This is a genomic window from Citrobacter sp. RHB25-C09, from assembly GCF_013836145.1.
Lineage (GTDB): Bacteria > Pseudomonadota > Gammaproteobacteria > Enterobacterales > Enterobacteriaceae > Citrobacter_A.
In genome coordinates, this window is the sequence record NZ_CP057483.1 from 2,035,458 (window position 1) to 2,048,676 (window position 13,219).

Genomic DNA, 13,219 nt, shown 5'->3' on the forward strand with positions numbered 1-13,219 from the left:
TGTTTCGCTACTGAGTGCAAAAAAATTCATCAGCCAAAGTGGAATTTGATGCTCAAACCGACAATCTGTATATAACGGTGGCCTGAAGTGCTATTAGGAATGCAACTTTGGTCGTCAGACGATAAAATAGTAAACGTGATGAAAATGTTATTTTCCGATGTTGGTCTGACCCGCTACAATGTCAGTCAACTGCCGTAAAAGAAGTTAAGGAAGCAAGACAATGAGCACCACTATCGAAAAAATCCAGCGCCAGATCGCTGAAAACCCGATTCTCCTGTACATGAAGGGTTCACCAAAACTGCCAAGCTGCGGCTTCTCTGCCCAGGCTGTGCAGGCACTTTCCGCGTGTGGTGAGCGTTTTGCCTATGTGGATATTCTGCAAAACCCGGATATTCGCGCTGAACTGCCGAAATATGCTAACTGGCCGACTTTCCCACAACTGTGGGTAGATGGTGAACTGGTTGGCGGCTGCGACATTCTCATTGAAATGTACCAGCGCGGTGAGTTGCAGCAGTTGATTAAAGAAACTGCTGCAAAATACAAAACTGAAGAACCAGACGCAGAGTAATCTGTACCCGTTTTAAAGGAGCTTTTCCTGTCGTCAGGAAAGCTCCTTTTCACATCAATGCCTCTATCCCCAATCCAGCCCCTGTGGTGAACTGGTAAATCCCGCTTCCCGTAGCAGTGTAAACAGACTGGTCTGTCGTACTGGCTGATCGTTAACCTCAGTAAGCGTAAAACGTAGCCTTGGTTCGCGACGCAACGCGTCGGTTAGCGAACGGAAAATGTCAGCTGATGGCATAGCCTCTTTCTCCGTCCAGACAATCATTTTTTTTCCACCCTGGGCAAGATACAGTTTTAAAACGCCACCGCAAATGACAACAAAGGCGCCGTTACGTCGGGTAGGTGCGAGCGTTGAAGAATGGGCAGGCCAGGGCAGAAAATTGCCCCACGGGTTTGCGGGATCAGCTGCGGACAAGCCGACGGCCGTGTAGGTCTGATTATCTTTTCCTTGAGCGGACAATTCGCGAAGCCGATCGATGGTCATTCGCTCAGCAAACTGCGCGCCACCCATCCCCTCGACGAAGCGTCCACGCAGGATACGCCCGCTATCTTCCATGCTGCGGCACAGAGTCTGCATGGCAGGGAAACCGCCGGGGATATATTCGGCAACCACGGCCTGGCGACTGATAATCCCGTAGCGGTCGAGCATATTCTCGGCGCTGGCCAGCATCCGCTCGGTATCGCTGAGTTTTTCTGTACTCAACAGCGACCAGCGGCCGGCCAGCGCAGGCGTATTGTACGAGACAGGCATAATATGGCTTATCGGGCGGGAGGGATAAACCGGCCGACCTCGACGCATGCGCGTTGAACGTCGGGGTTGATGCCGGGTAGAGGCGGCGGCGCGAGACAGCCCACGCAAGGGGGCCCAGATATCTGTGGTGACATAGCCCTGCCAGACCAGTCCCCAGAGCGCTTCGTGCATAAGTGCAGGGGAGATGGAATCATCGTCTAACGGGGCTTCGAATTTGCTGCGGATCATTGTGTTGAGCTGTTGGGCAAACCAGGCACCACCACCTGACAGCACATCCAGAATAGCGCGCTGGATCGCTGAAAGTGTGTGGTTTTCGCTGCTCGCTGGGGCCAGGGTTTCGGCCAGATAGTCACGCAAATGCAGAGCGACCAGTCCGTCATCGTCACCGAGTTTCTTCTCTCCGGACCAGATAACTTCTCCGGTGGCGAGAAGTTCATCAAGCATATCCGGTGAATAGTCACGGACTCTGGCGGGTAAGATGTGACTCTCCCACAGTGACGCAGGGAGTGCGAGTCCGGCCAGTTGCTCTATGACGCGCGTTACACCGTCACTTCCTTCCAGCGTTCCGATGCCGGTTCCTGCAAAGAGTGCCGCGCTGCCGTCAGTGGTTGAGAGCACCCCCTGACGCTCCAGCAGCAGCCGTGCATAGATTTGTGCTGAAACCGGACGGGTAGCTTCTCTGGCCGCCTGCAATGAGCGAATGCGCAGCCGACGAAAAACCTCCTCGCTTACCCAGATGGCAGAGCGGATCCCTCCCGGGGTGGTAGATTCCTCTGTGCGTAGGAAAATGAGCAATCCCTGGTCCCGTAACGGCTGGAGAAGTTCATCCGCGACGACGATACCCAGCCCAAACGCTTCTGCAATCTGTGCGGTGGTGAATAACGCATGAGTACGACTGTAGCGAAGGAAAAGATCCCGCAGCGGTGTATTTACCGGATGCAGCCACGCTTGTGGCAGGGAGGGCGGCAAGTGCACACCTAATGCATCACGAAGGCTGGTGGCATCATCCATACAGGCCAGGCGCGGAATACCTGCAATGACGGCAACAAACACTCGCTTGTCGTCAATTAACTGCTGCAGCCAGGTGCGAATTTCGTCAGCGGTGCCCTCATGTCGCGCCGTGAGCTCATCTTCGCTCATCGGCCCTAACTCCCGTAGGAGGTCATAAATGCCTTCAATACCCTGCGCTTTTCTGCCTGTCGCCAGACGCTGAAGTTCGTCCTCGACCTGACGGACAATAACCGGGTCGAGTAATTCCAGTGGATTGCCCTGGCCTAACAGATTGCCCAGCAACTCGCTGTCCAGTGCCAGCACCGAGGCGCGCCGTTCTGCCAGCGGCGTGTCCGTTGAATAGAGAAATTCAGCCACATAGCCAAAAAGAAGATTCGTAGCGAAGGGGGATGGCGTAGCGGTTGTGACCTCGGATATCTGAATTTCACCGTTGTTGAGTCGCCGCATAAGCTGGTCAAGCGCCTCGAGATCGTAGACATCCTGTAGACACTCGCGGGCAGTTTCCAGAATGATGGGGAAATCAGGATATCCGGCAGCGATCTCCAGCAGTTGACCCGCGCGCAGGCGCTGTTGCCAGAGTGGGGACCGATGCCCCGGTGAACGGCCTGGGATCAGCAGGGCACGTGCGGCGCACTCACGGAATCGGGCAGCAAAAAGCGCGGTGCTGCTTACCGCTTCGCGGACAATACGCAGCAGCTTTTCCGGTTCAAACAGAAAAATAGCCGCGTCAGGCAATTTACCGTCGGTATCCGGAATTCGTGCAACGATGCCGTCATCGCTGGCAACGATAGAGGCATCTGCCCCCCACAGCGCCTGAATACGACCGGTAACAGCCAGCGCCCACGGCGCGTGAACCCGGCGACCATACGGAGAGTGCAGCATAACGCGCCAGTCGCCCATCTCGTCCCGACAGCGTTCCAGTACCAGATGTCGACTCCACGGAAGCACGCCGGTGGCCTTCTTTTGATCTTCGATCAGCCCTTTAATATTGCTCACAACATTCGCATCGGTCAGTCTGGAAGAGACGACTTGCCCGACGTTGTCTTCGTCCATGGCATGAATAAAATCGCCAATCTGCTCACCCAGTTCGGCCGGGCGACCAACGCCTTCACCTCGCCAAAAGGGAAGACGGGCGGAACGTCCAGGTGCAGGAGTGACGATGACCTGGTCGCGGGTGATCTGCTGGATCCGCCATGAGCTGGCACCCAGCGTGATGATGTCGTTGACGCGTGATTCATACACCATCTCTTCATCAAGTTCTCCCACGCGTCGTGAACCTGCCTGTTCCTCACCTTCCGGTAGCATAACGCTGAACATACCCCGGTCGGGGATCGTTCCGCCGCTGGTTACGGCCAGACGCTGTGCGCCAGGGCGTGCGGTCAGAAGTCCGGTTTCGCGATTCCAGATAATGCGCGGACGAAAAACTGAGAAATCACCTGAAGGGTAGCGCCCGGCCAGCATATCCAGCGTGGCGTCAAAAGCGCTTCTTGGCAGATCTTTCCACGGCGCAGCACGTCGAACGGTGGCGAACCAGTCGTCAACGTTAAGCGCATCCATCGCCACGGCTGCGACGGTTTGTTGCGCGAGGACGTCAAGCGGATTGCGGGGCGGAGTAAGCGTTTCCAGTTTTCCGGCATACATACATTCTACAATCACGGCGGAATCTATCAGATCCCGCCGGGTTCGCGGGTAGAACAGCCCCTTTGATACACCGCCAACCTGATGCCCGGCACGGCCTATCCGTTGCAGTCCGCTGGCAACGGAAAGCGGGGTCGCGACCTGAATTACCAGATCGACTGCACCCATATCAATGCCAAGTTCGAGGCTTGACGTCGCCACGACGCAGCGAAGATCGCCGGATTTAAGCGCTTGTTCCGTCACCGCCCGCTGTTCTTTGGACACTGACCCATGATGCGACCGGGCAATAAATGCCTGCGCGTCCTGCGCCCGATTGCTGGTGGACCCCGAAGACGACGCATAGTGCACCGGTTCCGACTGGGGAGCGCCCGCACGTTGTACTTGCGCCAGGTAGCGCTCGTTTAACCTGGCCGTGAGTTTTTCCGCAAGTCCGCGTGAATTGGTGAAGACAATGGTCGAGCGGTGATGAAGCACCTGCTCGAGAATACCTGACTCGATCTGCGGCCAGATTGATCCTTCTCTTCCTGAATCGTCATTCTCTTCGGTGCCGGGAGCGTCGGCAGATACGTTATCCAGGTTAGCAACGGGTGCAACAATATGGATATCCGGTTGGCGTGTGGCGGGGGGATTGACAACGGTAACCGGCCGATCTCCACCAAGAAAGGCGGCAACATCTGCAACAGAGCGTATTGTTGCTGACAGCCCGATACGCTGCGCTGGTCTGGTGAGCAGGGCATCCAGGCGTTCGAGACTGAGAGCCAGATGCGCGCCGCGTTTGGTTCCCACTACCGCATGAACTTCATCAATAATGACGGTTTCAACGCCGCGCAACGTTTCTCTGGCGCGGGAAGTCAGCATCAGGTAAAGCGATTCAGGTGTGGTGATGAGAATATCGGGCGGGTTGCGACTGAGTTTTGCCCGCTCCTGTGTGGAGGTGTCTCCTGTGCGGATCCCCACCGCGATCGTGACCTCGGGCGCACCGAGCTTATGACGTTCTTCGCCGATCCCGCGTAGAGGGATCTGCAGGTTGCGCTGTACGTCTGTTCCCAGCGCTTTGATCGGAGACAGATACAGGATCCGCGTGACTTTCTTTTCTTTGGCTGAAGAGGGGGTTTCTTGTCGTTGTTCGCCTTCACGAAACAGTCTGTCCAGCGCATAGAGAAACGCAGCCAGCGTTTTACCGGAACCGGTTGGGGCAATGACTAAGGCATGTTGATTCGCACCGGTCACCTTCCACGTCTGGGACTGAACCTGCGTTGGCTGACGAAAGGCCGAGGTAAACCAGTTGCGAGTTGCCTCAGTGAATATATCCGGCAGGTGAGGTAACGATGCATTGAGTTCTGACATTCTCCCTGTCCCTTATGACGGTTGCGAACCTGACCTTGTTACAGAATAGCGGGAAAAAGGGAATGTGTATTGATACTGGTCAAATATACAGTATGAGGGGGAGGGACAAAAACCCGATAGCCGACGGCCATCGGGCCCGATAATCAGGATTCTGTGGGTAGCGGTAGCGGCCAACCGCCCAGACGCTTCCAGCGGTTAACAATTTCGCAAAACAGTACGGCAGTCCTTTCGGTATCGTATAGCGCCGAGTGGGCCTGCGTTCCGTCAAACTCCATACCAGCAGCGAGGCAGGCCTTCGACAGCACCGTCTGTCCTAATGCCAGGCCACTTAGCGCTGCGGTGTCAAAAGTGACAAACGGATGGAACGGATTGCGCTTAAGTGAGGCACGCTCTGCGGCGGTCATCATAAAGCTGTGATCAAAAGTTGCATTGTGGGCAACCATGATGGCGCGGTTACAACCACTGTCTTTAATACCTTTGCGCACCATTTTGAAAATGGCATGCAGGGCGTCGTATTCACTGACCGCGCCGCGCAGCGGATTGCTCGGGTCGATTCCGTTGAACGCCAGGGCTTCTGGCTGCAAATTTGCCCCTTCAAAGGGTTCAACATGGAAATGCAGTGTCATGTCCGGCATCAGCCAGCCTTGCTCATCCATTTTCAGCGTGATGGCGGCGATCTCTAGCAGCGCATCGGTTTTGGCGTTAAACCCTGCCGTTTCGACATCAATGACGACAGGATAAAAACCACGAAAACGGTCACACAGACCGGTAAGTTGAGCGTTATCGGACATCAGACTCTCTTAATACGGAAAAATTGCAGCGCGCATTATGCCAAAAAATACGCTTTGATGCAGTAAAACAACGGGCGCAGCGGGAACTGCGCCCGGCAGGGATCAGTTACCCAGACCGCGACCAGCGTCTTTCTCTTCGATCAGTTCGATTTTATAACCGTCAGGATCTTCCACAAAGGCGATGACCGTGGTGCCACCTTTGACCGGACCGGCTTCCCGAGTAACGTTGCCGCCGTTCTGGCGAATACGCTCACAGGCTTCAGCGGCGTTATCGACGCTCAGGGCGATATGCCCGTAGGCGTTGCCCAGATCGTATTTATCCACACCCCAGTTATACGTCAGTTCGATCACGGCTTCGTCAGTTTCTGCGCCGTAGCCTACGAACGCCAGGGAGTACTTATATTCCGGGTTTTCACTGGTGCGCAGGAGTTTCATGCCCAGCACGTTGGTATAGAAATCAATAGAACGTTGCAAGTCGCCAACGCGCAGCATAGTGTGAAGTAAACGCATTGTTATCCCCTTAAAAATGGTCAAGACATTCAAACTGTTATTTTAGTATAGCGGCGTTGTTGCGCCGCTATCAATGAAGGAATTCTGTCTTACAGCGTCGGGTAGTCGGTGTAGCCTTCTGCGCCGCCGCCGTAGAACATCTCGCTACGTTGTGGGTTCAGCTCGGCTTTGCGCTGTAGACGGGCGACCAGATCCGGGTTGGCGATGTAATCGCGACCAAACGCGACGGCATCAATCAATCCTTTCTCAATTAACGATTCGGCTTTTTCTGGGGTATACGCACCCGCACCGATGATGGGTCCATGGAAACGGGCACGCACTTTTTCACGAAATGCGTCGGTGTACGGTTTACCGCCAGCCCAGTCCGGCTCAGACATATGCAGGTAAGCGATACCACGTTTACCCAGCTCTTCAATTAAGTACAAGGCGTCGGCTTCTTCGTTCGGTCCGTTATCGACATTCTGGAATGTGCCGATAGGTGAAACACGAATACCGATGCGGTCCGCTCCCCATTCCTCAATCCCGGCATCCACCACTTCCAGTACCAGACGGGCGCGGTTTTCAACGCTGCCGCCATAGCGGTCAGTACGCTGGTTGGAGGAGGGGGAGAGGAACTGATGCAAGAGGTAGCCGTGGGCGGAGTGCAGTTCCACTAAGTCAAAACCGGCTTCGCGAGCATTAGCAATCGCCTGACGGAAATCGTTGACGATTCCTGGAATTTCTTCGGTTTCCAGTGCGCGAGGCATGGACGTCTCTGCACGTATCGGCTGCCCGTTTTCATCACGTAAAGAGGTACGGGTGCCTGCGCTGATTGCGGAAGCCGACACCGGAGCCTGGCCGCCCGGTTGCAGACTGGAGTGCGAAATACGACCGGTATGCCATAGCTGAACGGCGATGCGACCGTTTTCAGCATGCACGCCAGCGGTGATTTTTTTCCACGCGGCAATTTGCTCATCACTGTGCAGACCTGGTGCGCCAGCATAGCCTTTCGCCTGAGCGGAAATTTGCGTCGCTTCGCTGATAATCAGCCCCGCGCTGGCGCGTTGACGATAGTATTCGGCCATTAACGGTGTTGGGATGTCACCGGGTTCGATACTACGCAAGCGGGTGAGCGGTGCCATGAATACGCGGTTTGGTGCAGTAATCGCGCCCACTTTTAATGGGGTAAACAGTTTTGCAGAAGACATAATTGCTCCAGGTTCGAATAGACCGGTCGTCTAGTCAGTAATGAAATAAAACGCCTGTCAAACACCAGGCGCTGCAATAATACATTTCACATGCGCCAGCGCGTTTTCAAGCGAAGACGCACTGCGCGAAATCTTGGCCTGCAGATTTGCCCCCAGCCACAGGGCATACAGGATCTGTGCCTGTTGCAACGGCTCGCCGCTAAACGTCAGGCAACCATTGGCTCGTCCATTGTCCAGCGCCTGCGCCAGAATCGCCATAATCTGCCTCGCACCGTTGTCCATCGCAGTACGCATATCTTCTGACAGATCGCAGACCTCAGCGGAGAGCTTCACTGTCAGACAACCGCTGATAATGCCCTGCTGGCAAAACTGATTCAGGGTTTCCTGATAATACGCAAGGATCCGGTCACGGTAGTTTCCGGCTCCCGTCTCGAAATGGACTGTCAGACGCTGATGATAAGCAGCAAAATGCCGCTCCAGCATCGCAACGCCGAACGCTTCTTTCGAGCGAAAATAGTGATAAAACGACCCTTTTGGCACTTCGGCGGTTTTAAGCAGTTCGCTCAACCCCATGCCGGTAAAGCCACGCTGCATACAGAGTCGCTCACCGGTTGCCAGCAGATGCTCGCGGGTATCGTATTCAGTTTGTTTTGTCATGAAAGCGAGTATAATAGACCAGTCGGTCTAATGCAAGGTGGGTTGCCAGAAATCGTCTTTGCGTCTTCAATAGAGTGAAAAGCAAAGTATGAGGAGGGGATGTGGCGGAGCAGTTGGAGTTTTTCCCTGTCCAGAGCCCATGCCGGGGAATTTGTCAGTCTGACGAGCGTGGTTTTTGCCGGGGATGCATGCGTAGCCGGGATGAGCGTTTTAACTGGCAAACGATGAGCGATGCGCAGAAACAAGAGGTGCTGCGGTTATGTCGACAACGCCTGCTGCGTAAAATGCGGGCAAATAAACCGGTGGAACCCGAAGAACCTCAACAGCCTTCACTCTTTTAAGGCGGTAATTGTATATACTCGGGGCAGTTTAATTCACGAGGAAGCAGTTATGGTTCAGCGTATTACTATTGCGCCGCAAGGCCCGGAGTTTTCCCGCTTTGTGATGGGGTACTGGCGGTTAATGGACTGGAACATGTCCGCAAGAGAGCTGGTCAGCTTTATTGAAGAGCACCTGGATTTAGGTATTACTACTGTAGACCATGCCGATATTTATGGTGGTTATGCCTGTGAAGCCGCCTTTGGCGAAGCGCTGAAACTGGCTCCGCATTTACGCGAGCGCATGGAAATTGTCACAAAATGTGGAATTGCGACGACGGCTCGTCCGGAAAATGCCCTTGGTCACTACATTACCGATCGCGATCACATTGTGAAGAGTGCAGAGCAGTCCCTCAAAAACCTCGCGACCGATCGTCTGGACCTGCTGTTAATCCATCGTCCGGATCCGCTAATGGATGCTGATGAGGTTGCCGAAGCCTTTAAGCATTTGCATCAGAGTGGAAAAGTGCGTCATTTCGGCGTGTCAAACTTTACGCCTGCGCAATTTGCCTTACTGCAGTCGCGCCTGCCGTTCACCCTGGCAACCAACCAGGTCGAAATCTCCCCGGTTCATCAGCCGCTGCTGCTGGACGGTACGCTGGATCAGCTTCAGCAACTGCGCATTCGCCCGATGGCATGGTCCTGTCTTGGCGGAGGCCGACTGTTCAATGATGAGGCATTCCAGCCACTGCGCGATGAACTGGCTGTCGTAGCTGAGGAACTCAACACACAGTCTATAGAACAGGTCGTTTATGCCTGGATCTTACGTCTGCCGTCTCAGCCACTGCCGATCATCGGTTCTGGTAAAATCGAGCGCGTGCGGGCGTCGATTGGGGCCGAAAGCCTGGCGATGAGCCGTCAGCAGTGGTTCCGTATTCGCAAGGCCGCATTAGGTTACGATGTACCGTAATTGCTAAATCCCGGATCTCCCGTTCGAAAATGCGACACTGGTTTACACTTAATGGGAATGCACACTGAACGGAGGTCCTATGAAGAAACAATTACATCTGATCATCATCACCCTGTTAGCGTGTACTGGCGCGCAAGCAGCCAGTGAGAAAGTCGAAATGAACATGGTCACCGCCCAGGGCATCGGGCAAGCCATTGGCGAGGTGACCATCGCTGAAACGGAGAAAGGGCTGGAGTTTACGCCGGATCTTAAAGCGCTTCCCCCTGGCGAACATGGTTTTCATGTTCATGCTAACGGAAGCTGCCAGCCAGCTATCAAAGAGGGTAAAGCCTCCGCTGCAGAGGCGGCTGGTGGGCATCTTGACCCGCATAAATCCGGTAAACATGCGGGTCCCGACGGCGACGGCCATCTGGGCGACCTGCCTGTACTGGTCGTCAACAACGAAGGCCGGGCGATAATTCCCGTCGTGGCACCGCGCCTGAAATCACTGAATGATGTCAAAGATAAAGCGCTGATGATCCATGTGGGTGGCGATAATATGTCCGATCAGCCTAAACCGCTCGGTGGTGGAGGTGCGCGCTTCGCCTGCGGGGTGATCAAGTAATCAGGAACCGAGCGTTCCCTGTGGCGGCGCTTGTTCCAGCTGAGAAAGCGAACAATGCAGTCGCCAGACTATCGCCGCCAACTCTTGCGCAGCGGGTTGATGATGGTGAGACAGCGTTTCGCAGATATGTAACAGCTGCGTGAGTGTGGCGGCGAGTGAACGCTGCTGAACGCCGCGCTCACTCATCACGTCGCGTAATAATGAAATACAAATATCTCTGACTCGCGAAAGTGGATCTGAACGCGCTTCCCAGGCACGTAGCTGCCAGACCACATGTGAGCAGTTTAAAAGCACCACGCCCCAGCGCAGTAACCAGCGGCGCGCGAGGGCATCCTGACTATTACTCAACTGGCTGACGTGATGATACGTTAATGATTCAAACTCATGTTCGCTGTGGACAGGATGGCGGCTGAGTTGATCGACGAAATCCCGACGCAGCGCCTGAATATGGCGGCGACTCTTGCGCGCGTCCGACCCAGGGCGGAGTACTGCGAATGCCAGCCATGAAATGCCGACGCCGATAATTTTCGCGGTGTTGTCATTCAGAAAACCGGCAAAGTCATAGACCGGAGGATTGGTGACGGCGATAAACGAACCCATAAAGACAATTAACTGCCCCCATAATCCAGCCAGCTTTGGCATTTGCAGCTTTAATAATTGCATCGTTGCCAGCAGTGGAAAAAGAAACAGCAGGAACTGCCATAGCTCACTGATTTGTACCATCAGGCCAAACTTAACGATAAAGCTGAATAATGACAGTAGCACCAGCGTGCGCATCAACAGCGAAAGCGATTTAAACGGTGTGGCTACGGCAGAATAAAGAACGCAACTGATCGCAGCCAGCGACAACGCGCTCGAGCCTGACGACCATTGTGAGCCGATACTCCAGGCGCCAATCACCATTAGCGTGGTAAATGTGCGCAGGCCGCTCCAGACGGCCTCAACGTTATCGGTATGTCGTGCCAGACCCGGCGTGCGACGAACGGTGATATGACCCACCGGCGTACCCGCTTCAAGCAAGTGTAGCTGACGGCTATTTTGCAGATAAAGGTGGCAAAAATAGCGCAGCCGCTGCCAGAAGGCGACGTGGCGGAAATCATTCATATCGCGAGGTGAAAGCGGGGCGATAATTCGCGCGACGGTATAATAATCGGTCCGGGGGTTGGCAAGGGCATTTAACAATTGTTCGACAACGTCCCGAGTCTGCGCAGGTGGTGTTGGCCAGTTCAGGAGCATTCTGCGCAAGCTTGAGATAACGCTGGTAAGCCGCAACTGCTGATGTAAAAGCGAATTCAACAGCGTGTTCTGCTGCCGAAAACGGTAATGGCTCCAGAAAGCCTGAATGCGCAAAAGATTCATCGTCAGAATCTGGCCGATCACCCCTTCATGCGCCGAACGGATGGCGTCGGTGGTTTCTGGTTGCCATAGCAAACTGGCATGTTCCAGCAATCGGGCATGCATATTTTTCAGCGCGGTGAGCAAGGCCGAACCGTCCGAGGTGCTGGGCAAAATCATCATCATCATGCCGCCGCAGAGGATCCCGACAATGACCTCGCAAACCCTGGCCTGGGCGATGTCCCAAAGCTGTGTGATTTCCAGCGTGTTGACCATCGGGAAGGCAATGATCGCGGCAGTGTAGCCTGCAAGCTGGAAAGCGTAGGCCACATTATTGGTAAAATGCGCACAGGCCCAGGTACAAAATCCTAACCATGCCGACATGCTCAGCAGAAAAAGCCAGGGTTCGTTGAGCGTGTGCCCGGCGAGGATCAGGGCAGCGACGGCTCCAAGAAGACTGCCCGCAATACGTCCCAGGCTCTTGCTGATCACTCCACCAACGGTCGGGAAACTTACCACTGCAGCGGACGTCATCGCCCAATAGGGTTCATCCAGATTCAGAGAGTAGGCGAAGGTTAACGCCAGACACATCGCAATGGTGTTACGCAAAGCATAGCGCCACTGTCCGGCGGTTGCTTTCAACCACGGGGTATTAAAGAGAGAAAAGGTCAGGCGCTTCATTTACTGCCCGATGGCAACGCTACAGGTGGTTCCCGCAACGAGCGTAACGTCTTCAGGTAGTTTGTCGAAGGTAATACGCACTGGGACGCGTTGAGCCAGGCGGACCCACGGGACGTTCGGTTTGATGTCCGGTACCAGGCCAGAATCGCTCTCGACGCTTTGATCGTAAATGGCACGTCCAATGCTGGAAACATGACCCTGTAACTTTGTATTGCCGCTGTACAACGTAATTCGCGCCGGCGCACCCACGCGGATATGTCTTAACTTGGTTTCTTCAAAATAACCCATCACGAAAAAAGACTGGCTATCGACGAGGGCAAATATGGGTTGTCCGGCAGTGGCGAAATTGCCGATGCGGGTTGAAAGATTAGTGACCCAGCCTGAAACAGGGGAGCGAATATCCGTTTGACCTAGCTGCCACTCTGCCTGTTTAAGGGTGGCTTGTGCAGCCTCAACGCTTGCCTGCATCGCCTTGACGTTCATATTCGCCGTGTCCAACTCCTCGGCAGAAATGACATTTTGCGTCAGATGACGGCGGCGATTTGCTTCGTGATTCGCTCTTGCCAGTTCGGATTGCGCTTTGGCCAGTTCGGCCTGAGCGTTCAGTTCGGCGATCTGGAAAGGGGTCTTGTCGAGAGTGAACAGCAGATCGCCAGCCTGGATATACTGGTTATCTTTAACCTTAAGATCGACAATTCTCCCCGAAACCTGTGCCGAAATATTGACCTGTTCTGCCCGAATTTTGCCGTCTCGTGTCCATGGAGACTGCATATAATAGTTCCATAAGGCCCATCCAGCCATCAGGGCAACCATTGCGATCAGAATAGTCGAGAAATACTTAAGTTTTTTCATCATT

General features: G+C 54.5%; 10 protein-coding genes and 1 pseudogene. 4 read left to right on the forward strand and 7 right to left on the reverse strand.

The genetic code is table 11. The features are described 5' to 3' along the window. Positions 1-220: 220 nt before the first annotated feature. Positions 221-568: a monothiol glutaredoxin 4 gene (gene grxD / locus HVY19_RS09490; protein ID WP_003832760.1), complete on the forward strand. Its 348-nt coding sequence runs from the start codon at positions 221-223 to the stop codon at positions 566-568. Between the two features lie 63 nt (positions 569-631). Here the strand turns inward: grxD and HVY19_RS09495 are convergent, their stop codons facing one another. The 5 genes from HVY19_RS09495 to HVY19_RS09515 form a co-directional block, all read right to left on the reverse strand. Continuing rightward, entirely contained in the window at positions 632-5,311 is a 4,680-nt protein-coding gene (locus tag HVY19_RS09495; protein WP_181684049.1) for an ATP-dependent helicase, read from the reverse strand. 143 nt (positions 5,312-5,454) lie between these two features. After that, the gene (gene rnt, locus HVY19_RS09500) at positions 5,455-6,102 is read right to left on the reverse strand and encodes a ribonuclease T (protein WP_181684050.1); all 648 of its coding nucleotides are present in this window, start codon (positions 6,100-6,102) and stop codon (positions 5,455-5,457) included. A gap of 102 nt (positions 6,103-6,204) precedes the next feature. After that, positions 6,205-6,612 carry a lactoylglutathione lyase gene (gene gloA / locus HVY19_RS09505; protein ID WP_181684051.1) on the reverse strand — a complete coding sequence of 136 codons (408 nt, stop codon included), beginning with the start codon at positions 6,610-6,612 and terminating at the stop codon, positions 6,205-6,207. 89 nt (positions 6,613-6,701) lie between these two features. After that, the gene (locus HVY19_RS09510) at positions 6,702-7,799 is read right to left on the reverse strand and encodes an alkene reductase (protein ID WP_181684052.1); all 1,098 of its coding nucleotides are present in this window, start codon (positions 7,797-7,799) and stop codon (positions 6,702-6,704) included. Between the two features lie 57 nt (positions 7,800-7,856). Further along, positions 7,857-8,456 carry a TetR/AcrR family transcriptional regulator gene (locus HVY19_RS09515; RefSeq protein ID WP_181684053.1) on the reverse strand — a complete coding sequence of 200 codons (600 nt, stop codon included), beginning with the start codon at positions 8,454-8,456 and terminating at the stop codon, positions 7,857-7,859. A gap of 101 nt (positions 8,457-8,557) precedes the next feature. Here HVY19_RS09515 and HVY19_RS09520 point away from each other — a divergent pair, with 101 nt between their 5' ends. The 3 genes from HVY19_RS09520 (at position 8,558) to sodC (ending at position 10,347) form a co-directional block, all read left to right on the forward strand. Next, positions 8,558-8,797 carry a DUF1289 domain-containing protein gene (locus tag HVY19_RS09520; RefSeq protein WP_181684054.1) on the forward strand — a complete coding sequence of 80 codons (240 nt, stop codon included), beginning with the start codon at positions 8,558-8,560 and terminating at the stop codon, positions 8,795-8,797. 49 nt (positions 8,798-8,846) lie between these two features. Further along, the gene (locus HVY19_RS09525; RefSeq protein WP_181684055.1) at positions 8,847-9,743 is read left to right on the forward strand and encodes an aldo/keto reductase family oxidoreductase; all 897 of its coding nucleotides are present in this window, start codon (positions 8,847-8,849) and stop codon (positions 9,741-9,743) included. 79 nt (positions 9,744-9,822) lie between these two features. Next, positions 9,823-10,347, forward strand: coding sequence for a superoxide dismutase [Cu-Zn] SodC (sodC, locus tag HVY19_RS09530; RefSeq protein ID WP_181684056.1), 525 nt, complete (start codon positions 9,823-9,825; stop codon positions 10,345-10,347). Here the strand turns inward: sodC and HVY19_RS09535 are convergent. Together HVY19_RS09535 and HVY19_RS09540 are read right to left on the reverse strand one after the other, a co-directional pair. After that, positions 10,290-12,363 (reverse strand): annotated as a pseudogene (locus tag HVY19_RS09535) (FUSC family protein). The gene sodC and the pseudogene HVY19_RS09535 sit on opposite strands and share 58 nt — an antisense overlap. After that, positions 12,364-13,218 carry an HlyD family secretion protein gene (locus HVY19_RS09540; RefSeq protein ID WP_181684058.1) on the reverse strand — a complete coding sequence of 285 codons (855 nt, stop codon included), beginning with the start codon at positions 13,216-13,218 and terminating at the stop codon, positions 12,364-12,366. Between the last annotated feature and the right edge of the window lies 1 nt (position 13,219).

Bases quoted from the DNA above. Each gene is read 5' to 3' on its own strand.
- HVY19_RS09525 (WP_181684055.1), top strand. From the start codon at position 8,847: ATGGTTCAGCGTATTACTATTGCGCCGCAAGGCCCGGAGTTTTCCCGC.
- HVY19_RS09540 (WP_181684058.1), bottom strand. From the start codon at position 13,218: ATGATGAAAAAACTTAAGTATTTCTCGACTATTCTGATCGCAATGGTT.
- sodC (WP_181684056.1), top strand. From the start codon at position 9,823: ATGAAGAAACAATTACATCTGATCATCATCACCCTGTTAGCGTGTACT.
- HVY19_RS09515 (WP_181684053.1), bottom strand. From the start codon at position 8,456: ATGACAAAACAAACTGAATACGATACCCGCGAGCATCTGCTGGCAACC.
- HVY19_RS09495 (WP_181684049.1), bottom strand. From the start codon at position 5,311: ATGTCAGAACTCAATGCATCGTTACCTCACCTGCCGGATATATTCACT.
- rnt (WP_181684050.1), bottom strand. From the start codon at position 6,102: ATGTCCGATAACGCTCAACTTACCGGTCTGTGTGACCGTTTTCGTGGT.
- grxD (WP_003832760.1), top strand. From the start codon at position 221: ATGAGCACCACTATCGAAAAAATCCAGCGCCAGATCGCTGAAAACCCG.
- HVY19_RS09510 (WP_181684052.1), bottom strand. From the start codon at position 7,799: ATGTCTTCTGCAAAACTGTTTACCCCATTAAAAGTGGGCGCGATTACT.
- gloA (WP_181684051.1), bottom strand. From the start codon at position 6,612: ATGCGTTTACTTCACACTATGCTGCGCGTTGGCGACTTGCAACGTTCT.